The 20,631-nt window shown below is 44.3% G+C and carries 29 protein-coding genes; 1 reads left to right on the forward strand and 28 read right to left on the reverse strand.

Annotated elements, in window-relative coordinates; all coding sequences use genetic code 11:
* Nucleotides 1-165: 165 nt before the first annotated feature.
* The 24 genes from Q326_RS0104495 to Q326_RS16695 form a co-directional block, all read right to left on the reverse strand.
* The gene (locus Q326_RS0104495; protein WP_026894282.1) at nucleotides 166-1,146 is read right to left on the reverse strand and encodes an N-acetylmuramoyl-L-alanine amidase; all 981 of its coding nucleotides are present in this window, start codon (nucleotides 1,144-1,146) and stop codon (nucleotides 166-168) included.
* On the reverse strand, nucleotides 1,133-1,549 hold the full coding sequence (locus tag Q326_RS0104500) for a phage holin family protein (RefSeq protein ID WP_026894283.1): 417 nt from the start codon (nucleotides 1,547-1,549) through the stop codon (nucleotides 1,133-1,135). The genes Q326_RS0104495 and Q326_RS0104500 overlap by 14 nt, the downstream gene beginning before the upstream one ends.
* A 69-nt stretch (nucleotides 1,550-1,618) precedes the next feature.
* Complete coding sequence (locus Q326_RS0104505; protein WP_026894284.1) at nucleotides 1,619-2,692, reverse strand: hypothetical protein; 1,074 nt, start codon at nucleotides 2,690-2,692, stop codon at nucleotides 1,619-1,621.
* A 15-nt stretch (nucleotides 2,693-2,707) separates the two neighbouring features.
* Nucleotides 2,708-3,835 carry a phage tail protein gene (locus tag Q326_RS0104510; RefSeq protein ID WP_026894285.1) on the reverse strand — a complete coding sequence of 376 codons (1,128 nt, stop codon included), beginning with the start codon at nucleotides 3,833-3,835 and terminating at the stop codon, nucleotides 2,708-2,710.
* A 21-nt stretch (nucleotides 3,836-3,856) separates the two neighbouring features.
* Nucleotides 3,857-6,457, reverse strand: coding sequence for a phage tail tape measure protein (locus tag Q326_RS0104515; RefSeq protein WP_026894286.1), 2,601 nt, complete (start codon nucleotides 6,455-6,457; stop codon nucleotides 3,857-3,859).
* A 113-nt stretch (nucleotides 6,458-6,570) separates the two neighbouring features.
* Nucleotides 6,571-6,876: a helix-turn-helix transcriptional regulator gene (locus tag Q326_RS0104520; protein WP_034601125.1), complete on the reverse strand. Its 306-nt coding sequence runs from the start codon at nucleotides 6,874-6,876 to the stop codon at nucleotides 6,571-6,573.
* Nucleotides 6,869-7,234, reverse strand: a complete 366-nt coding sequence (locus Q326_RS0104525; RefSeq protein WP_026894288.1) for a type II toxin-antitoxin system RelE/ParE family toxin — start codon at nucleotides 7,232-7,234, stop codon at nucleotides 6,869-6,871. Before Q326_RS0104525 ends, Q326_RS0104520 begins: the two co-directional genes overlap by 8 nt.
* A gap of 502 nt (nucleotides 7,235-7,736) precedes the next feature.
* On the reverse strand, nucleotides 7,737-8,147 hold the full coding sequence (locus tag Q326_RS0104530) for a hypothetical protein (protein ID WP_051531138.1): 411 nt from the start codon (nucleotides 8,145-8,147) through the stop codon (nucleotides 7,737-7,739).
* 16 nt (nucleotides 8,148-8,163) lie between these two features.
* Nucleotides 8,164-9,045 carry a major tail protein gene (locus tag Q326_RS16680; RefSeq protein ID WP_084489533.1) on the reverse strand — a complete coding sequence of 294 codons (882 nt, stop codon included), beginning with the start codon at nucleotides 9,043-9,045 and terminating at the stop codon, nucleotides 8,164-8,166.
* A gap of 37 nt (nucleotides 9,046-9,082) precedes the next feature.
* The gene (locus Q326_RS0104540; RefSeq protein ID WP_034601127.1) at nucleotides 9,083-9,430 is read right to left on the reverse strand and encodes a hypothetical protein; all 348 of its coding nucleotides are present in this window, start codon (nucleotides 9,428-9,430) and stop codon (nucleotides 9,083-9,085) included.
* 20 nt (nucleotides 9,431-9,450) lie between these two features.
* A complete protein-coding gene (locus Q326_RS0104545; protein WP_026894291.1) occupies nucleotides 9,451-9,882 on the reverse strand; it encodes an HK97-gp10 family putative phage morphogenesis protein in 432 nt (143 codons plus the stop codon).
* Between the two features lie 11 nt (nucleotides 9,883-9,893).
* On the reverse strand, nucleotides 9,894-10,172 hold the full coding sequence (locus Q326_RS0104550) for a head-tail adaptor protein (protein ID WP_250160305.1): 279 nt from the start codon (nucleotides 10,170-10,172) through the stop codon (nucleotides 9,894-9,896).
* Entirely contained in the window at nucleotides 10,159-10,341 is a 183-nt protein-coding gene (locus Q326_RS18655) for a hypothetical protein (protein ID WP_169733574.1), read from the reverse strand. Before Q326_RS18655 ends, Q326_RS0104550 begins: the two co-directional genes overlap by 14 nt.
* Nucleotides 10,341-10,649: a head-tail connector protein gene (locus Q326_RS0104555; protein WP_026894293.1), complete on the reverse strand. Its 309-nt coding sequence runs from the start codon at nucleotides 10,647-10,649 to the stop codon at nucleotides 10,341-10,343. Before Q326_RS0104555 ends, Q326_RS18655 begins: the two co-directional genes overlap by 1 nt.
* 6 nt (nucleotides 10,650-10,655) lie before the next feature.
* Nucleotides 10,656-10,880, reverse strand: a complete 225-nt coding sequence (locus Q326_RS0104560) for a head fiber protein (RefSeq protein ID WP_026894294.1) — start codon at nucleotides 10,878-10,880, stop codon at nucleotides 10,656-10,658.
* Between the two features lie 64 nt (nucleotides 10,881-10,944).
* Entirely contained in the window at nucleotides 10,945-12,138 is a 1,194-nt protein-coding gene (locus Q326_RS0104565; RefSeq protein WP_026894295.1) for a phage major capsid protein, read from the reverse strand.
* A gap of 5 nt (nucleotides 12,139-12,143) precedes the next feature.
* Complete coding sequence (locus Q326_RS16685) at nucleotides 12,144-12,965, reverse strand: head maturation protease, ClpP-related (protein WP_026894296.1); 822 nt, start codon at nucleotides 12,963-12,965, stop codon at nucleotides 12,144-12,146.
* A 117-nt stretch (nucleotides 12,966-13,082) separates the two neighbouring features.
* On the reverse strand, nucleotides 13,083-14,318 hold the full coding sequence (locus Q326_RS16690; protein ID WP_034601129.1) for a phage portal protein: 1,236 nt from the start codon (nucleotides 14,316-14,318) through the stop codon (nucleotides 13,083-13,085).
* A gap of 19 nt (nucleotides 14,319-14,337) precedes the next feature.
* Nucleotides 14,338-15,894, reverse strand: coding sequence for a terminase large subunit (locus Q326_RS0104580; RefSeq protein ID WP_026894297.1), 1,557 nt, complete (start codon nucleotides 15,892-15,894; stop codon nucleotides 14,338-14,340).
* Nucleotides 15,895-15,914: 20 nt separating this feature from the next.
* Entirely contained in the window at nucleotides 15,915-16,427 is a 513-nt protein-coding gene (locus Q326_RS0104585; RefSeq protein WP_026894298.1) for a phage terminase small subunit P27 family, read from the reverse strand.
* A 60-nt stretch (nucleotides 16,428-16,487) separates the two neighbouring features.
* Nucleotides 16,488-16,703, reverse strand: coding sequence for a hypothetical protein (locus Q326_RS0104590; protein ID WP_026894299.1), 216 nt, complete (start codon nucleotides 16,701-16,703; stop codon nucleotides 16,488-16,490).
* Nucleotides 16,704-16,766: 63 nt separating this feature from the next.
* Nucleotides 16,767-16,976: a hypothetical protein gene (locus Q326_RS0104595; RefSeq protein WP_026894300.1), complete on the reverse strand. Its 210-nt coding sequence runs from the start codon at nucleotides 16,974-16,976 to the stop codon at nucleotides 16,767-16,769.
* A gap of 13 nt (nucleotides 16,977-16,989) precedes the next feature.
* Entirely contained in the window at nucleotides 16,990-17,181 is a 192-nt protein-coding gene (locus Q326_RS0104600) for a hypothetical protein (RefSeq protein ID WP_026894301.1), read from the reverse strand.
* A complete protein-coding gene (locus tag Q326_RS16695) occupies nucleotides 17,168-17,989 on the reverse strand; it encodes a hypothetical protein (RefSeq protein WP_051531140.1) in 822 nt (273 codons plus the stop codon). The genes Q326_RS0104600 and Q326_RS16695 overlap by 14 nt, the downstream gene beginning before the upstream one ends.
* A gap of 151 nt (nucleotides 17,990-18,140) precedes the next feature.
* Between Q326_RS16695 and Q326_RS19040 the strand changes: the two genes are divergently transcribed.
* Nucleotides 18,141-18,389, forward strand: coding sequence for an AbrB/MazE/SpoVT family DNA-binding domain-containing protein (locus Q326_RS19040; protein WP_026894302.1), 249 nt, complete (start codon nucleotides 18,141-18,143; stop codon nucleotides 18,387-18,389).
* Nucleotides 18,390-18,413: 24 nt separating this feature from the next.
* Here the strand turns inward: Q326_RS19040 and Q326_RS0104615 are convergent, their stop codons facing one another.
* The 4 genes from Q326_RS0104615 to Q326_RS0104630 form a co-directional block, all read right to left on the reverse strand.
* Nucleotides 18,414-18,725 (reverse strand): hypothetical protein, encoded by a 312-nt coding sequence (locus Q326_RS0104615; RefSeq protein ID WP_026894303.1) that lies wholly within the window; start codon nucleotides 18,723-18,725, stop codon nucleotides 18,414-18,416.
* The gene (locus tag Q326_RS0104620; RefSeq protein WP_026894304.1) at nucleotides 18,725-18,916 is read right to left on the reverse strand and encodes a hypothetical protein; all 192 of its coding nucleotides are present in this window, start codon (nucleotides 18,914-18,916) and stop codon (nucleotides 18,725-18,727) included. The genes Q326_RS0104615 and Q326_RS0104620 overlap by 1 nt, the downstream gene beginning before the upstream one ends.
* A 105-nt stretch (nucleotides 18,917-19,021) precedes the next feature.
* Nucleotides 19,022-19,513: a gamma-glutamylcyclotransferase family protein gene (locus Q326_RS0104625; RefSeq protein ID WP_245592060.1), complete on the reverse strand. Its 492-nt coding sequence runs from the start codon at nucleotides 19,511-19,513 to the stop codon at nucleotides 19,022-19,024.
* A gap of 136 nt (nucleotides 19,514-19,649) precedes the next feature.
* On the reverse strand, nucleotides 19,650-20,573 hold the full coding sequence (locus Q326_RS0104630) for an amidoligase family protein (protein WP_026894306.1): 924 nt from the start codon (nucleotides 20,571-20,573) through the stop codon (nucleotides 19,650-19,652).
* Nucleotides 20,574-20,631 lie beyond the last annotated feature (58 nt).

Below are 20,631 nucleotides of genomic sequence, written 5' to 3' on the forward strand. Positions count from 1 at the left end.
AATAATAATGCCTGAATTCCCTTAAAATCAAAGGTTTCAAGCTTTGTAGCGTATTACATATATCACTCATAAACAGGTATTTATCAAGTCATTTCTACTATATATAGGGATAAAAATAAGCCGATGCTATAGAGATAACACCGGCTACAATTTTGCGATTTTTTCCTAATCATATTTCATGTAGGCATCAAATCCTGCCTTCTTTAGACGGGCCATGAGGGCCTCTGCATTCTTCTTGTCATTGAAGGCTCCCACCTGCACCCGGTAGTATTTATTACCAGATTCATTCTCCGGTTCGACCTCCACACCAGCACTGACCATTTCAAGATTGTCTTTATCAACCCACGTCATAATACCGGCCTTCTCACCCATGGTGCTTTTCAGAATAGTTTTTCCAAGAAGAACACATTCCTTGCCGCCTTTGATCACAGGTTTTCCATTAAACACATCCTGGGTGATTAAGTGATAGTTCCATTTCACCCAGTTTGGAATGATAGGACCGCCGGGATAATAGGTTCTGGCAGTCGCTTTGATTTCAACAATATCACCTGCTTCAAAGCCTTCTTTGGCCTCACCTACATTCTCCAGTGCCTTCTTTACTGCAGCTCTAAAGGTATCCATATTCTCTCCATGCTTTGGGAACCAGTGACCCACATCTGAATGATTAGATGCGATCCCTTTCTTGTTTCCTTCTGCATGGCTAAGGATGTCCTTTTCAGTCAGACCGTACTTTTTGCAGAGATGAACACATAGGGCTACTGCATTCTGCCATGCTTTTCTAAAGTAGGCTTCATTTTTCTTCACATCATAGCCTACCATCTGATTTTTAGAATAAGAAAACCCACCCGGCTCACATATCTCAAAACCGATGTGGGTATCATTTGCTTTGCCGCCTGCATGCCAGCCTCTGTGGTTCCAAGGCAGGTACTGGCAGATTTCCTTATCATCCAGGAAGGCATGGACACAGACCTGTCTATTGATTTCACCAGACTTGTAGGATTTATTCCATCTGCTGAACCAATCAGAAGCCATCACGCCCGGTGTGGCAGTGGAATGAACCATGATGCCTTCAGGCGTAATCTTTCTCCCAGCTGTATAGCAATCATTTCTGGTCATGTACTTTGTCTTCAAATTACTTAGTGCCATCCTTATCGCCTCCATCTTTTAGCTGCTCTAGGATGTCTTTGAGCTTCTCTGGAATTGGTAATCCCAGTCTTGTGGCATTTTCAATGATGCTGATCCCTTCGTTAGATAGATAAAAGAAAATCACTGCTGTTCTAATGGCACTGCCATCTCCTATGATGTTCTGGTCAATGATGTGTGCCACACCCACCAGAGAAAAGATCACTACTTTCTTGAAAATACCCCTAGCGCCTACATCACTGGATAAGTGTTTTTCTAACACAGCACACATGACTCCAAGTAAATAGTCGATTACCACAAAGGCAATCAAAGCATACAAAAACCCATCGTAACCTCCCAAAAAGTAGCCCAACCATCCACCCACAGCTGCAAATATCATCTGAACAATGTTCCAAATATCTCTCATTGTTTTTCCCTCACTTTCGTAAATTTGTGTATATAAAAAGACGCCCGGTGAAGGACGTCATAGTTTTCATTAATACGGTGCGTAATACACATAACCACTTGCTTTTGCATAGAACCCATCGCCAGGAATATACATAGCACCATCAAAGGTGTCATACTGAGTTGTTGTGAAACCTGGCTGTTCAACCCCCTCCCAGTACAGTCCATCATTGGAGACGCAGAGCATACTCTCTTTCAGAAGGGCAAACTTCCCCCAGTCCTCCATCCAGATGATGTTCCTTGGATTCGGGATATTGTTGTTGGCCAGATCCCCTACCCAGGAAAGATTCGTCTCTGTAATCTGCGTAGCATCATCACTCATCACGCATAGTTTCACGTAGTAGGTGTAATCGCCGCCCACATTGGTGTAGTTGAACTTCATCACAAAGAGGACATCATTCACGGACCGGATAAACATATATCGGGTGTCGTTCACATCCTCTGGTATGGTCGTGGTCCAAAGACCAGGACTTGCTGAACTAGCTATTGCGATTGATTTGTCGCCTCCAACCACGCCAACAAAGTTTCCCTTATGGGTGGTCAAGTATTTAAAGATGGGGACTGAAGTTCCATCAGATCCAACCAAGGTCCATGCGGTTCTTTCCTCTAATGAGTCAAAGCTGTAATAGACCGGTGATTTGTAGTACCACCAACTGACGATACCAGAGCCTCTGACCATATCATAAGCCCCACAGGTCATGGCATTATAGGCACCAGGACAGTATCCAGCATTATGCCATGTGATGCCATCAAAGGAAGCGATGATATTGGCAAGGCCCACAATCTTTGCGATAAACACACCATCTGCCGCATAGAGAATTTCTGGCTGTCCATGACTCCACCAAGGAACGCTGACAACGGTCCATTGCTTTGTGGTCTTATTCCAATAGGACATATAAGGGGTCTTTGCATAATAAACTGCGATTTGTGCATTGCCATTATCATAGACGTTAATCTGCTTCTCACTGCCATATTGGGTGTAACCAAAGTTGTTATAATATTTCTTGGTCCAGCTGAGTGTTGGGATGGTGAAGAGAACTTCCCCCCTGCCACCAAAGGCTGTCCAGATGGCCAAGGTATTATTGAAAATATGATCATAGCTCATGGATTTAGCCCTCCTTTATACTTTCGTGACGCTGGTGATTCGTCCACCGCTATCCACGGCGTAGTTATATGTTGCCGTTGTTCCGTCTGCATATTCAATATAAAAACTCATCATATCCACTGTTAAAGTGGCGACTTCCTTTAAGAGAAGCTCCGAGAAAATGTTATCAAGGGTAATGCTTGTGATCCTTCCGCCACTATCGGTGGTGTATTGATACTGGGCATGATATTGATGGGTATCTCCCTTCTCAACGGTGTAGGTCACATCAATGGTTGTTTCTGTCACCACTAGATCAGAGACGATGGTATAGGAAACTCCCAGGTCATTCACCTGTGTTTGAATGTCATCCACTGAGCTTCCCACATTATTTAATGAACTTTCTATCCGATAGAAGGTATCTGAAATACTGGGTCTGTATCTTCCGACCTCTACACGAATGTTGTACCGGTAAAAGGGATTGTATTCCAAGGAGATGATCCTAGTCTTCACGTTGATTCCTAGGGGAGTAAAAACAATCTGTACATTATCTCCTACAGCAAGGTTCAAAAGCTTAAAGAATGAGATGTTATAGGATGAAGCATTCTCCCTGGAATCATGGGATACTGCCACATTGGTGACGTTCCTTGAATCCATCACCGGGATATAGTCGGTACTTCCCCTATGATTTCGAATGTTGATATTGTAACCATCGTACTCGATTTCTCCACCAAGGATGGCGATATACTGCATCAGAGCAGCCCTTCTTGAGACTTCCTGATTGATCTTCATGGTGACGCTTTCTGTGAAATCTACAATCCCCGCGCTAAAAGGGGTTCCTGAAAGAACCTGCGCAAGTCCTGCAGCTGGATCTCCAGTGAAATCAAACTCCGTGATGTTATACATCTCATGGTTCAGGACATAAGAGACATGCTCGCAGATCACTGAACAGATAGGAAGGCTACCCTGAAGACTCTTTGATATCTGAACAATTTCAAAATACTGATCATCCAGCTTGGCGATCTGTTTTACTTTTAGTGCCAGTGCTGATTTTGCAAGTACCGTGAAGGAAAGGGTGTATTCCCCTTCCAGTGTTTCTCTGACATTAGCACTCATGACTTTTTTGATGCTTTGAAGAAGCGTACTTCCAGCATAGATTTCAATCAAGGCTCATCCCTCCTCTCTGTTTTATGATCCAGCCACTCCAAGATTTCTAACGGTGACAGTATTTTGGTTCCACTGAAGCTGGGCAATGACACGGGTTAATATATTGCCATCGATGGTAAGTGGGATAGTCACATCAAAGACTGCACCTTCAGAACCTCCAAGACTCCCTGATACTTGAGAATTCAGATCCAAATCAAAGTCCGTTGGTATGGTGTCTTGCATATCCTTTTCCACACCACTCATGGCTTCAGTAAAGCCCTCGCCTATACCCTCACTCATGTTGGCACCAATACCGGCGAACACTTTAGAAGGTGAGCGGATTCCAAGAACGCTCTTAACGCCTCGCACAATACCGCCAACCATACTGTCCACTTTGCTCTTTAGCCAGCCAATCATGGATGAGATACCATCCCATAACCCTCTGGCAATATTTCTTCCCACGTCATTCATGGAAGGAACTGCTCTACCAAGACCGGTGACAATAGCCGTGATAATCTGTGGAAGTTGAGCCACTAGCTGGGGAATCGCTCTGATCAGTCCAGCTGCCAATTGAATGGTCAGCTGAATCCCATTCTCGATAATCTTTGGATAGTTTCCAGCTAAGAAGCTCACAATGCTACTGATGATCTGAGGTAAAGCCTCAATTAATACTGGTAGGGCATTTAAAATACCCGTTGCCAAACCCTGAATCAGCTGAAAAGCTGCGTTCAAAATCTGGTCCATGTTAGCAATAAGTGTCTCCACAATCAGAATAATCGCCTGTACAATGGATGGAATCAGCTCGGGAAGTGCCTCTGCTATTCCTGTGGCCAAGGTCACAATCATCACAAGAGCTGCTTCAACCAGAGCCGGTAAATTGGCGATAATCCCATCCACCAAAGCCATCACAAGATATAAGGCCCCTTCTGTAATCTGCGGTAAAGCTTCAATAAGTGCGGTTAAGAGCGTCAACACGATTTGCATAGCAGAGTCGATGATCATAGGAAGATTTTCTACGATAGAACCAACCAAAGCCAAAATGATGTCCAATCCCAAGGTAACAAACTGAGGAAGCTGCTCTGTTATCAGCGTGGTAATACCGCTCACCGTTTCTCCGATAACCTCTGAAATCTTCTCAAAGTCACCATCTGCTTCATTGATTCCGTTGGATAAACCGGAGAATAAGTCGGTAATACCTGCCGATACTTCACTAACAGCTGGTAAAAACACACCTTGAAGGGATCGTTTTACACCTTCAAATCCATCTGAAAGATTATCATATCTAACTTCAGTGATCTGACTTAACGCATCCTTTGTTGCAATGGTACTGTCTTTCATACCAGCAAGGACCGGTAGGACTCCCGCTTCAAGGTCTTCAAACTGAGTACCAAAGAGCTGAACGCCGACGGTATTTCGAAGAATGGGATCCTCAATTTCATTCAACTTTTCCACTACTGAATAAAAAGCATCACTGGCCGTTTCCCCACCCTGGGCAAACTTCTGAGTCATTTCATCGGCATTAAACCCAAGGGATGTGAAAGCTTCAATGGTTCCTTTGCTTCCGTCTTTAGCCCGGATGTTAAACTCCTTGACCGCATCACCAATCTTATCGATACTAAAGGCTCCTGCTTCGGCACCACCTATAAGTCCTGCGATAAATTCATCTGCACTTAATCCTAAGGCTGAGTACTGATTTGAGTATTCATTTAATGTATCAAGTAAATCTCCGTTTTTATCAGCACCATTTTGAGCACCCGTTGCGATGATGTTATAGGCTTCTTTAGAAGAGATTCCGAAGTTCTTCATCAAGGCTCCTGCCGCTCTTGCAGATTCCTGAAGTTCAAATCCAAAGGTATCCCTTAAAGCAAAACCAGACTCTGTTGCCTTTTCTAGCTCCTGGCCCATGAGTCCGGTCGTCTTTTTCACTTCAGATATGCCATTAGCCACATCCTCTAAACTATCGCCAAAGTTATGCTTATACACATTTTGAGCGACTTCGCCCAACTCCTCCAGTTCCTGACCGGTAGCCCCGGTGGATGCTGAAATCTGATTGACAGCCATATTATATTCATCGCCCAGTTTAATGAGACTTGCTCCTGTAGCAACTGCGGCAGAGCCAATGGCAACGACGGTAGCTCCGATTGCTGCACCGATTCCTTTTAAGACGCCACCCAGTTTTTCAAACTTCCCCGAGGCATCATCTGTTTCATTGGCTGCTTGATTTACAGCATCAGCTAATCCACCTGCACCATCCTCTGCTTCATTAAAGCCTTGATTCATCTCATCGATGGCCTGAACATTCTTATCCAGTTCATTTTCCATCTTGTTGAGGTCGGCCTTGGCATTATTAAGTTGAATAGCCCAGTTCTGCGTTCTTCTATCGGTCTCACCAAAGGAGTCGGAGGCATTTTTAAGAGCGGCTTCAAGGGTACCTATCTTATTTTTCTGAGCATCAATCTCTTTATTCAGCACGTTGTTTCTTGCTGTCATCGCCTGAATGGACTTATCCTGCTTATCAAATTGTGAGGTAACAAGATTCATTTCAGAACCCAGTACCTTGAAGCTTCGATTGATATCTCTAAGGGCATTCTTGAACTCCTTCTCGCCTTCCACACCAATCTTCAATCCAAAATTATCAGCCATTGTGACTCACCTCCTCCTCTTTGGGCATGAAAAAAGACACCTCATTTGAAGTGTCCTAAAAAATTAGTATTTTGTTTTTGGTTGAAAGTAAGTTACCTAATAAAAATCAATCGTCACCGAATATCTATATGAACTTCTTTACCTAAGCTTTTAGCAATTTTAATAAGGAAGTCTAACGATGGATTATAGGACCCACTTTCAAGCCTGGAGATATTAGATTTTCTGGTTCCAGCTCTTTTTGCCAATTCTTCTTGAGTCATTTTCATGCTTTTTCTTGCTTCGATAATCTGTGAAATCAATTCGTATCTTGGTTGTAATTTGTTATACTCTTCTTCAAATTCAGCATCTTCCATAAGTTGAGCCTTAATATCTTCGAACTTTACTCCGGCAGATTTCGTTTTCACATTCACTTTACTCATCATTACACCTTCTTTCATAATCCTCTTTATATTTTCTTGCTCTATCAAGTTCCCTCGAAGGAGTCTTATTAGTTTTTTTCACAAAACCATGGAGCAAGATAAATCTACTACCAGTATATGCAAAATAGAATACTCTAGCTATATCCGTAGAGAACTTAACTCGCAATTCATAAATTCCTTTATTATCTTTCCCTTTAATTGATTTTGTATGCGGTTCTCTCAGGTCAAGTCCATGATCTTTTAAAAGTTCAATTTCTCGAAAAGTCTTAGCTCTTAGTTTAACAGGTAAGGATTCTAGGAAGTCTTTCACTGGAACTTCGCCATTTTCTTTTTGATAAAATTCAACGTCGTGTGCCAACCTAGTTCCCCCCTCTGCTAATACTTCCTTCGATTACATGTTATCATATACGATAACTTTATGCAATAAAAACTTTGTGTGAGCAATAAGAGGGTATGAAAAGAGACACCATATTTCGGTGTCAGTGTAATTTAACTTTTTGATTTTTAATGTAACAATCTTACAGTTACATTTTAAGTCTTTGATGTTACATTACCTATAGTCTGAAAATGACATACATGCAAATCTAAAGCTTATTATTAGCACACATGCCAACCCTCATCTTTGTCATTCTTGTTCGTATATACTTGTTTATTTACGCACCAAAAGGACATCTACAGCCATGAGGGAATAACATCGTCGATGAATAACTCCAGTTTTGGCTTTGCAATACCAATGAACTGTTTGTGACATTCCCAAAGGTCCATGAGGTATCCGATAGGCATCAGCCACACCTCGTCTTCTTTTCGGTTAAGATGGGCTGTGCCATAGTAGATCAGTCGGGTAAAGAGTTCTTCGTCACTTACCCGACCACCTCGTTTTTTGAGGGTTCACTCTCCACGTTTCTCTTGGTTCCCCTCATCATACTGGCCATGATGGCATTCTTGTACTCAGCCAAATCAAAGGGAGTAGTGAGAAGCTCAACTTCCTCTTCGGTGAGGAGTTCTTTCTTCTCATCCTTATTCCTGATGTTATGGATCAGAATGGACTGGTTTGCCAGAAGGGTTATCAGCCATACAATCTCATCCAGTGCCATCTCGAAGTTCTCGGTCTTCATCAGCTTGGCCCCTAAGTTCTCAAGCCCACCATAGCGTCCGGCAATCGCCTTTGTCGCTTTTGTTGTTAGGATCAGTTTGAAGTCAGTACCACCGATGTTTATTGTCGTGCTTCTCTCTTCTGATACTTCATCTAATTTTATTTTCTCATCTGCCATTACTATTTACCTCCCATTAAGATACCGTCACTGTAGCTACGGTTGTCGTTACATCACTGGCACCAACAAGGCTAAGAACACAGTAATAGTAATAGGTATCCGCCAGAAGATCCGTTGGAATATCAAAGCTTGCCGATGTCTCTCCGTTAATAGCAGTGCCTCCGGTTGTACTATCGATAGTGTTCTCATACCACTGGTATGTTACTGGATCGCTGGTGTTGGACTCAGCTACGACAGAAAGGCTTCCTGTAATACTACCGGCTGTTACTTCCGTCAGCCCTGCAGGTTGAGTTGTGATGGTAATGGTCGGCGTTACTGCTGTAAAGTCCGGTTCATAAACTGATGTGAACCAGCTTGAAATTGTTGAAGCTGATACTCCTGTATCCCCTTCTGTCACTTCTGCTTTCCAAGGATGCTTGTTTTCTCCATCCAGCTTGTTTCGTCTAAACACAGTCCCTTCTATGGTGGGACTACTAAAAGTAATGGAGTCTCCCTTAGTTGCAAGGGTTGTGGCTGGCACACTGAAAATAACTCTGTAGAGCCAAAAGTAGCGATACTTTCCATTGGCTTTCTTAGCACGAAACCCGACTGCCACCGGACTTCCCCCGTCTTCGCTTCTCGAAACAACGACATTGTTGCTGTCGATTTTACATCCAGTCAAATCCTGAGCTACCAATGACCCGATATCATCGATTCCAAGTGTCAGTGCGCCACTTTTAAATTCCTTCACAACTTCTGATGCACCATCATCTGCATAAAGAATCGCTTCAATCAGTTCCACGCTTAGCTCAGCTGTCATGGCTTTTGCCAGGACCTTTGGTGTGCCATAGGTTTCGATGCCATTTTGATCTTCTGTAATCTTGGCATAATAAAGACTGTCCAATCCGATTGTTGCCATGTCTATTCCTCCTTCAAAATCGCTGAATCTGTTTCAGCTAAAATTTCACTTCATATTCTCTCGCCACATCGATGGCGAAGTGGTGAAAACCGGTATCTTCTTCGTATCCGAGATACCTTCTGTCCGTTATGATAAAGCCTGCTCCCAGTAGTACTTTTACCACTTCATTCTTTCTCGCCTGGTAGTTGCCCTTAGAAAACAAGGAGAGGCGAACTTCCTGTAGTTCTGCTCCTGGCAGATCGTCAGCATAATGATCGAACATATCACTCATAGGGATAAGGACCAGATATTCATCCGGCGCTTTTTTACTGAATACACCTGTTTCAATGGGAATCCCCAAAGGCTCAAGGACCTCGCCTATATCCTTCAAAATACTGTTATACATTTCGCTCGCCCTCCTTATCTTTAGATTTTACTGATCTCTTCATCCAGCTTTCTTTTCATTGTCTCAATACAGGCATTCCGGCTGGCTGTTTTTGCCGGCTTCAAGAATGGCTTGGCCGGCTGACCGGATTTTCCATACTCTAGAATGTTTGCAAGCTTGGCGTTTGACTCACCGTCACTTCTAGGTTCATCAAATCCCACCTTCACATCGTAGTCCCCATTACGATTAATCCCAGCCGGAGAAACCCCAAGGGCATCAATCAGCTCTCCAGTTGATCTTGAAGGCAACTTTGTATCATTTCCAATAACCGCCTGAAGGTTTGACTTCACTTTGGCTTTCACCACTTCGCCACCTTCTTTTAGGACTTTCGGTATGATTTCATCGGTCTTCTCGGCCAGGGTAGATACCTTCAACAAAAAGTCTTCAGGTAGCTTGTAGGTTGCTCGCGCCATGAAATCACCCCCTAGTCCTTCGTGGCTTCAATTTTTTCTGCTGCTACTTCTAAATAAAATCCCATAATAACCTCAACGCTTAAGATTCGGTACTCACCGGTATCACAGCGAATCAGCATGCCAGGTTCAATCACCGCATCAGGAATCCTTCTAAACTGAAAGGTAGCATTAGCCTTGGTGTAGGCGGCCATATTGGCCCACTTTCTTGATCCGTGTCTTTCATCCCTATACGCACGAACACTGGCGATGATCTCTTCTCCCTTAGAAGAGAATCCTTCATCGTCTTTCATGGGAATCGAATCGATTATGTCGATTCGGGTGTTCATCTTCCCAAAGCTCATACCCTTCACCTGCCTTTACTGCCTTCTCCTCATAACCATGACTGCGATCCTTTCGTCTGCCTTTTCGGTAGCATCTTTTCTGACGTTTCCTTCTTTTCTTCACCCATAGCCGTTTCATCAGACCTGCCACTCCTTTCCCATGCGTAGAAGTAGATGTACTGTCTTCCACACCTGTTCTGAAGCACTGACATTGTCATTAAAGAAACCACCGGTGGAGCCATCACGACTCTCATAAAAATGAGAAGCCAGCATAATGACCCCTTGCTCGGTGGTCGGTGACATGGTGTTTTCTTTGTAGAAGTCCGTCCCTAGATGCTGATAACCTTCGGCGTAGCTGATGGCAGCGGTAATGAACCCTTCTAGCAAGGCATCATCCTCATTATGGGTTACAATGAGATTTTGTTTTACCTTCTCAAGAAGCGTCATCTACCATCACTCGCTTTCCATCAGGCCAGCGGTTTTAAGCTTTAAAAGTAAGGCATTGAAATCTGCTACCAAATCCGCCACATCTACAGCGGTGCTGTCTGCTTGAAAAGCTGCAGGTTTCAACTCTGCTCCACCAAATGTGATTTTTCCTTCTGCAGTTACGGCAAGCTCTCCACCGATAACGGTTTTATCGCCACCCTGCTCGGTATAGTTTTTTGTGTTATATCCCATGGTTTTCCCTCCTTATCAAAGTGAAAGGAAGGCAGTAACTAGAACTACCTTCCCGTTAAATTACTTAGGCCTTTTGCTGAAGGACCTTGATGGCTTCAGGAAGGATCAACTTCGCATCCAGTCTCTGAGATGCAAGGAATCCGACCTGACCATTTGCTGCATAGAGTTCATTCAGACGTTTGAAGGTTCTACCCTGACGATCAGCAATCCAGTAGTACTTGAAGTCTCCAAAGAGAATAGTCTTCTCACCCGCTGCAGCTACTGGCATGTACTGAGAAGTCACCACTGGACGATTCAGAATCGTATCCGGTGTTCCTGCCTGAACAGATGGCTGCCACAAGTACTGACCCTGACCATCTTTGAGCTTTCTAATGGCTTTGATGGTCGCATCGTTCACAAGGAAGGTCGCATTCTTTCTATAGGCCGACTTCAAGCTGTGGTACAGGTCCAGTACCTCATCAATGGTGATGGCTGTTGCGCTTGCAGCAGTCACACCAAGGCTTGCTCCACCAGTTGTATGAAGAAGACCTGTAGGTTTGCTGCTTCCATTTCCAGTGAGGAAGCTTTCCTCTTCTGCAGCACCGATTCGTCTTGCAAACTCAGCTGCAATGTAGGCTTCAAGGTCGAAGTAGCTATCATTAAGAAGCTCATCAGAAACCTTCAGCATGGTACCAAGTTTGTAAGCTGACAAGGTCACCTGGGTGAAGGCATCGTCGCTCTCTTGGAATGCACCCTCTTCGTCCATCCATGCAGCGGATCCATGGCTCGCAACTACAGGAATCTTTCGATCACCATAGCTGGTCGTAATCACGTTACACAGATTTCTAAGAAGGTTGGCCTCCTGAAGTGCCTGAATCAATTGGTTCTCATACTCATCCGGTACAAGGAAGCCACCCTCTGAATCGGTCCCGATCTGAAGTGCGTTGTGAACTGCAGGGTTCATCTTGTTTCTCATGGCACCCCAAAAGGCACTCTTATAGGCATCAGATGCTCTGCCGGTTTTTTCTTCGGTCATCTTATCAGGTCTTGATGCAAGAGGTTTGCTAAGGGCAGCTGAAAGCTCTCTGTCCATCATCTCTTGACGCTCAAGTCGTTCGATTTCTTTTCCAAGGCTGACCACTTCATCTTCCATCTTTTCATAGACGGCATTGTCCTCAGGTTTGATCAGACCATTCTCCTGACGATGTTCATCAAGGAATGACTTAGCCTGCTCCCAAACCTTGGCGCGTTTCTCTCTTAGTTCTTGAATTTTACTCATATTCATTACCTCCAATTTTTAATCAGCTCCAGCCGTCTTTCCAGCTGGGCAATAGGGATCTGGTTTACTGAATGGGCAGGAGCCTTCAAATCGTCTTCACCTTGTGGTGCAGGTTCTACGCTCTTTTCTGGCTCCTTAGTTCTAGCGTCATCATCATGTGCTTTTAGGTATTTCATCCTCGCCTTAATACCAGGGAGTTTGTTCCTTAGAGCATTTGTCACTGTCATCTGGTCAAAGATAAAGCCACCGGAACCTTCATCCACCGGCTCTGATTCATAAAGAATCTTGTCGGCAAACTTCAGCTCGATGGCTTTGTGGGCACTCATCCAGGTTTCAGCGTCCATCATGTGTGAGATTTTCGCTCTGGAAAGGCCCGTCTTTGTCTGATAAGCATTGATAATGCTCTCTTTTACTTCACTGAGTAGGTTAATCCCCACCTGCAGATCCGCTACTTCGCCAGCAATAAGCATGGCTGGGTTATGGATCATGATTACTGACAGTGGGGAAACACACACTTCATCTCCCGCCATGGCAATGACTGAAGCGGCACTGGCTGCGAGTCCATCTATATGGACACTGACCTTGCCGGGATACTCTTTAAGCATGTTGTAAATCTGTGCAGCAGCGAAGGTATCTCCACCTGGTGAGTGTATCTTTACAACAATGTCATCCGTCTCCGGGCCACTGCCATAAAGCTCCGTCTTAAACTGTTTAGGGGTGATATCATCATCAAACCAAGAAGACTCTGCAATGTACCCTTCAAGGTGCAGGGTTCTCACTGTAGGCTCCTCGGCTTCATTCACCACCCATCGCCAAAATTTGTCCATCTAATCAACCTCCTTTCGGGCATGAAAAAAGCACTCCTCGATTTTGAGAAATGCTGTTGATACTTCCAATTTGTTTTCTAGTTGTCCACAGAAATGGGCCAAGTTATACACTTATCATCAAGGCTCATCACCACCAGACTCATCCATGGATTTCTTTGCATAGGCCCCAGCCATCTTAAGAGGTAGCATGTTGCCGTTGACCAGATACAAATCTCCGCCATCTTCTTCAGAAATAGGATCCATGTTCTCCATCCTCCTCACATCATTAACGGAGAAGAAACCGTTTTGAATACCGATGGCGTATCCATCCATCCTGGATTTATAATCCCCACGCATAAGTGCCGAAGCATTGAAGGACACGAAACACTGACCTTTCTCTTTCTCAAGAAAGAGCTTCTTGTTCATTGCCTGTTCTATTCGGACCAGCCAAGGTCTGATGGTATGGACAACAAAGCTGATGGATTGGTTTTCAATGTTACTGAATGAACTCTTGCTAAGGTCCGCCACCATATGAGGTGGCACTTGAAAGATTCTACAAATCTCTTCGATCTGAAACTTTCTCGTTTCAAGAAACTGCGCATCGGAGTTGGGCATGCTGATGGCTTGGTACTGAAGGCCATCTTCAAGGACTGCCACCTTGTTGCTGTTTCCACTTCCCCCATAAGCCGCCTGCCAGGCATCTCTCACTTTTGATGGATCCTTGATGGTTCCTGATGTTGAAAGAATACCGCTTGGTGTAGCGTTGTTGGCAAAGAACCTCCCACCATATTCTTCAGCGGCTATGTTAAGTCCGATGGCATTTTTCGCAAGGGCCACCGGTGAGTAACCCATGACACCATCAAAGCCTAGACCCGGTACATGAAGAACATCCTCCGGCCCTAGATAATGGGTGGTGGTGTCCTTCCTATAAGCGTAGTAGAGATTGCCATTCTTATCTCGATCCACCGTCATCTTATCGGGAAGCAGGGGATAAAGATGCACCACTTCCCCTTTACCATTTCGAATGATCTGGCAGTAGGCATTTCCCCATAGAAGAAGGTGGGTCATCATGGTTTCCCTTAAGGTAAAGGACGTCATCTCCGGGTTTGGTTCATCGTGCAGTATCCTATACAGCGGATGGGTGTACAGCTTTTCTTTGCCATCACCTTGATACCTGTAAGTGTGAAGGGGTAATGATGCCACTGTCTCTGCAATGATTCGCACACAGGCAAAGACTGCTGTGGTCTGCATGGAGCTTCGCTCGTTGACGATTTTTCCCGATATACTTTGACCCATATAAAAGTTTGGTGCACTACTGACACTATCTGTAGGCTCTGCTCTCGCCTTAAAGAGCCATTTAAAAAAGTTCGCCATAATCTATGTTCACCCCCTTCTATCCTAAAATGATCATGTCGCGTTCATCATAAATAGACCCATCATCATCTGGCGGATTCACTGTAGCTCTGGCAAGGCCCATGATCATGGCCACAATACCATCTATCTTTTCTGAGGACTTTTCCTTATCCACCTTGATGTTTCCAGCAGGGTCCGTTCTGACCACAATGTTATCTGCCATCCACCGAAGAACCGGGTGACCGCCATGGGCTATCTGCTTACTTAAGGTGAGTCGCATGAGATCCTTTGTTGGTGGAGACATGTCTTTAAAGCCCTGACCAAAAGGTACAACGGTAAATCCCATACCCTCTAGGTTCTGACTCATTTGCGTTGCACCCCAGCGGTCATAGACAATTTCTCTGATATTGTATTTCTCACCAAGACGTTCGATGAATTTTTCGATGAATCCATAGTGGACCACGTTTCCTTCTGTAAGATTTAGAAGTCCCTGCCTGTGCCAGATGTCATAGGGAACACTGTCTCTTTTTACGCGCTGATGAAGGGTTTCTTCTGGCAGCCAAAAGTATGGGAGCACCTGAAACTTGTCTCCCTCTTCTAATGGAGGGAACACTAAAACAAAAGCGGTGATGTCACTGGTTGATGATAGGTCAAGACCTCCATAGCAGACTCGCCCTTTCAGCTCTTCCGGGTCTACAGGATAGTTACAAAGGTCCCACTTATCCATGGGCATCCATTTGATTTCCTGCTTTAACCACATGTTCAGTCTCAGCTGTTTAAACAAGGCGAGATCTGCCGGATCGTCTTTGACTTGATTGTAGTGCTCCCTGACCCTCTCTATAGAAATGGTATGGCCAAGACTAGGGTTGGCCTTATACCAGTTGTTTTCATCTTCAATGTCCGCATCATCTTCTAACCCATAGATAATGGCCAGGAATGTCGGATCTACTCTCTTGCCTTCAAGTATGTCTTTCGCCTTTTGATGCATCTCCCAGCCATAGCCAGAGAGTTGATTACCTGCAGTGGTAAGGTATAAAAACAGCGGCTGGGTTCTCGCATCCCCTGAACCGGTGGTCAGCATCTTGGCAAGGTCTGGATTCGGATAGGTCCAAATCTCATCAAGGATAACGCAGGAAGCATTGATACCGGATTTTGATTTTACATCGGAACTTAATACCTGATAGAAGCTTCCTGTCTTTGGATAGACGATTCGCTTGGTGGATCTCACCAGATTGGTCACTTTTGATAGAGTTGGATTTCCTTCCACGAAGTTCATACTGGTGTTAAAAATAATGCTGGCCTGTTGTCTATCACAAGCGGCTACATACACTTCTGCGTTGGGTTCTCCATCAGCTAAAAGCATGTAAAGGGCAATGGCTGCGCCCAGCTCCGACTTACCGTTTTTCTTGCCAATCTCCACATAAGCGGTTCGGTACTGGCGGGTACCATCTTCTCTCAAGGTTCCAAAGAGGCGCCTCACCAAATCCTTCTCCCAGGGAAGTAACTTAAAAGGCTGACCGGCCCATCTGCCTTTGGTCAGCTTCAGTTGTTCGATAAAGTTTATAGCGTGATTGGCATGAGCTTCACTAAATGGCATAGGCGTCTCCTCCTTTCAAATTAGTCGTCCTTACTCTTTTTTAGAATGTCCTCCGCCTTCGGTACATTGGATAGCAGCTCTTCCATGGCATCGCCCTCGATGGTGTTACCGCTGTTATTGATGTTGAGTCTACTTCTGGCAGATGGGCTTAGCCCAAGCTCTGAACAGAAGTTTCTCATTTGTTTAAGGTTTTGCTGGGCAATGGACACCTGAGGAATCTGCTGAATGTATCCTGAAGCGGTCTTTAAAATGGATCCATGCTTTGAGATGAATTCTTCTGCTTCCTTCCATCTAGCGTAGGCTTGACAGTACCCGGCAAAGGCTGCCATATCCACTTGAGTCAGTAGTCCCATGGCTTCCAGTTCTTTTGATAGCCTTCTCCATTCTTTCTTGGCATCCGGTTCCAGCCATGACGGGCACTTGGGTGCTATCTGTTTTGGTTTTGGTTCATTCTTATTCAGTGGTCTTTTTCCTGGATTGCCTTCCAGCTCTTTGACCGCTGTAGGTTTTGGTGGTCTTCCTCTACCTGCCATAACTTTCACCTCCTTCTTTTACTGCAAAGAAAAAGAGCCATTTCAAGGCTCCAAATGTTATTAATTCACTTTGTTTATGTCGATTTTAACTTCTTCAACTGCCCATCCTGTGAAGTCTTTGAACCATTTCTTTGAAAACTTCTCTGCCATCTCTTCGGTGTCCCAGTAGCAGGCTTTGTCAAAATCAAAGGTCCATTTGGGGTGGCCATCCCACATGCTGAGGTATAGCTTCTTACCCGCTTTCGTTTGCATCGTTACTGTGTAGAAAATCTCCATTTTTTTCGCCTCCTTCGTTTTGGTATATACATATATCACTCTGAAGGCTAAATTAGTCAAGGATTACTTCCCACGAATTCCTTTATAATTAAAGTTCCCTTTTCGAATCTCTTCATGATCTGCTTCCACAGCTTTGTTATATTCAGGGTCTTTTGTTTCCTGCTCTTTGCAGCTTATGCAGATGCACTGCTCATTAAACATCGACATGATTCGCCCACCTTCTAAGCTTCCACCGCAGCGGTCACAATGTTTCTGACTAAAAAATCGATCCATCTATCTGAACCTCCTACTCTATATCCACATATTCCATTAACATGGCTAGGGCCTCATCATAGCTCTTGGCACCACTCGTGATTCGCTTAATCATTTCATCTGCCTTTTCAGGCTCCCCAGCTTCCTTCAGGGTTCGTGACACAATCCCCATCAGATTAAAGATGTTACCATCCTCGCCAATGAGTCTGCATTTAGGTTTCATCATTTTCATCCACCTTTCTGAAAGCACCACTTCCTTCCAGGTGCTTAAGAAGTGTCTTCCTGGTTTCCTTATACTCCGGTCCATTCATCCCGATACGGATCAGCCAGGTTCTAAGGGCATACTTGGGATTATCATCTTGGGCCTGTTTGTAGGATGCGCGGTTTAAGGTTCTTCCGTAGTTCGCTATGAGAACACATAAATCCTGAAGTGCCTTGATCCTTTCTGGATTCAAGTTTGAGCTGTGAAGTTTGAAGGTGAACGTCTTCTCATTAAAATCAATCTGAAATCCTGGACACCTGTTTGTCCCCAGTTCTTCAAGGGCTTCTTTAAGCGCCTCCAAATCTTTAATCTCTGGCTTATTCAGGTCTTCTGCAAACCCATCATCCATGAAGGCTTCCTCTGTTTCAAAAGCCATCATGATAAGCCGCTGCTTGCTGCAAAGCATGTTGATGATATTCTTCAGGCTATCAGCTGTGTGATCTTCAAAGTTTAATTTAACTTCGACCCCACTAAGTTCTTCTAGCAGATTAGTCGATTCAGCATTTTGAGCTGCCTCATGAGTTTCAGTTTGATTCATCTGCACTTCATCACTTTCCTCTTGATCAGTCAGTGGCTCTGGTTCTAATTGTTGATTCAGGATTTCTTCCATGGTGATGGGCTCTCCATCGCCTCTCGTAATACCACCATGTCTGTCTATGGTGTAGACTTCATTTTCTGTTCTGATTTCATAAGCAAAGCTTGGAACACTTAGGTACTTGGGTTTCACGCCAAAGTGCTCGCCCAGTTGTTTGATCATTTCTTTCCGGTCCATATTCATACCTCCTTCGTTTTGGTACTTACATATATCACTCTAAACACAGGATATAGCAAGCGATATATTTTCATTTTTGGAATTGGAAATTCTACCATTGAATTGGTAATTTCTTTCATATACCATAGTAGTAACAACCTAGGAGGTGCAAATGAAATCAACAGGCATTGTTCGGAAAGTTGATCAGCTTGGAAGAATCGTCATCCCAAAAGAACTAAGAGACACACTCGGCATCGATCAGAAATCACCACTTGAGATTTTCACCAGTGAAGATACCATCATCCTCGGCAAGTACGAGCCACAGTGCGCAATCTGCGGTAATGCAAAAGGCACTCGCAAATTCAAAGGAAAGCTCATCTGCAATAATTGTATTGCCTTTATCAAAGAAGCAGGCCGCTAAGCCTGCTTTTTGCTTTTTCAGTTTTTATAGTTCAAGACCAGTGTAACGAGGATAATCATATCCTTCTGTATTGACCAGGACCTTCTCTCCCGTGTCGATGTTTACGACTCTGATGCATCTGATTTTACCTTCTTGGTCCATCCCACCATCTTCATGGGAGATCCAAGGCTGATCTTTGAAAAAGTCCTGGGCAAAATCTCTGAACTCTTCATCCTTTAGAATCACTTCTCTCGTGATGGTGTATGGCTGACCTTTCTTTCCCTCTTTGATGGCTTGGTGGGTGAGTTCTTTCAGCTCTACTAGGTCACACACTTTTCTACCAAATAATGCTTTCATCACTTTCTCCCTCCCACTCTTTTGAAGTACCCTGTTTCCAGAAATTCCTCAATCTCGCCTGGGGTGTAGATCAGGCATTCATCATCACTTTCTTCAATGGGGGCAAGGATAAAATCTCGATCCCATTTCCCAGCGATTTCATAAACCTTACCACTTCTGCTTTCAAACCTGTCTTTCTTTTGAATCATCATTTCCTTGACCTCCTTGCATTTTGTTTGCTTTCGGTACTAACATATATCACTCAAAAGCTACATATATGCAAGTCTTTTCTTGAGAAATGATGTATATTCTCAAGCTTACAGAAAACTCGGTGGATGCTTCTTGATGGCTTTCTCACTGATGGCCAGAGCATCTTCTATAAATGCTTCATCAAATCCGGCAGCCCTATAACCTTCTTTCACAGTCTCAAGATAACTTCTGCTTGGAAGGTTGAGATGGATTCTATCTAGAATCTTATCGGTCATGATGTACACCATGGCTGTAATGGTAGCTCCATCTTCCAAGGTGACTTTCACATCTTCCTTTTCATAAAACCTCGGATAGCCTTCGTAAAAGTCCAGTGCCTTTTCATCTTCCGGCTCAAGCTCCCAAACAACCACTGGAACTTTACCACCACGTTTTTTCTCAATGGTACAGTAGGCGTTTTCCATCTGACCCTTGAATAACAGACGGTATCCTTTTAGCATCCCTTTGCCGTAAAGCTTAGCCGTTGGACACCTCATGGCCATTTGACCGATATTGAGATTGGACCCGTAGGCCACGTTTAGTCTTTTTTCCACTTTCATCATCACTTCATCCTTTCTTAAAGAGCGGTTTATCCCCTTCATCTTCGCCTGTGTGGGCTTTTGTTCGTAGATGGGAACCCTTCTACCACCTTAAGAGCGGTCTCCCGCTCAGTGGGTTTAAAGGCGCCGCCTTTTTTATCTATGCGGCTGTACGAAATCTCCAGGCTGCACTGCCATCCAGGTGCTTGCAAAGGTGCTCTCTGCAGTTCTTGAAATCGTCTCCGATAAAACCGATTCGGTTAAGCCAGGTTCTCATGGAGAACTTTGGGTTTTCAATCTGTGGCTTCTTGCTGCTGGCACTCTTTTGAGTCAAGGCCTGATGGTTCATCGCAAGGCTTAAGGCAACGTAGCTTCGAATCTTTCCTGCGTGAAGGGTTCCGTTGAATCCCCTAAGCTCAACCGTTCCGCATCCGTTAAAAAGGCTGTGAAGGTTTAGAAAATGGTATCGGCTTTCATGGTAGTGTCTTTCTCTTCTCTCGCTGTAGTCTTGGTACCAGATGTCTTCAATCTGCTTCATGGTGGTTGGCTTTTTCTTGTTCATTCTCTCAACAAGGCGTTGGTCCATCTTTTTGCAGTAGTGCATTCTTCTTCTCTCTATTTGAAGGGCATCGTATAAAAGGTCGTTTCTTGAGTAGATAATGTTCATGAAGTTTCTGATGGACCTTGGTGTGTGGTCCCTGCCGTCCAGGTGGATGTGAATGCCGGTGCAGTTTTGCTGTTCTGAAAAAGCTCCGGCTTTCCTGAGTTTTCTTACAATCTCCTGAAGGCTTGCCATATCCTTTTCGTAGGTTAGGATTGGGCTGACCAGTTCGACGCTGTATTCTTTTGAGGCTGAAACCTTATGGCCGCCTACTTTCTTTTGAGTGGTTATGCTTCCGTCATACATCACTTTCCACTTTCGTCCATCGGATGCTGTGATTCTGAAGGTTCCGTAGTAATCGTGAAGTTCTTCGAGGCTACCGCCTAAATGCTCTGCTACAATCTTTGCCGCTTTTCTTCTCGTGATTCCTGTAAATTCAATCTCGATGCCGAAGTTGCTCTTTAAAAAATCCTTGTTTGCCATGGTATTTTCCCCTTTCTCATTTAGGTGTGTTTCTTTGGTCATGTACATATATCACTCT

It is taken from the genome of Clostridiisalibacter paucivorans DSM 22131 (assembly GCF_000620125.1).
GTDB classification, from domain to species: Bacteria; Bacillota; Clostridia; order Tissierellales; family Clostridiisalibacteraceae; genus Clostridiisalibacter; species Clostridiisalibacter paucivorans.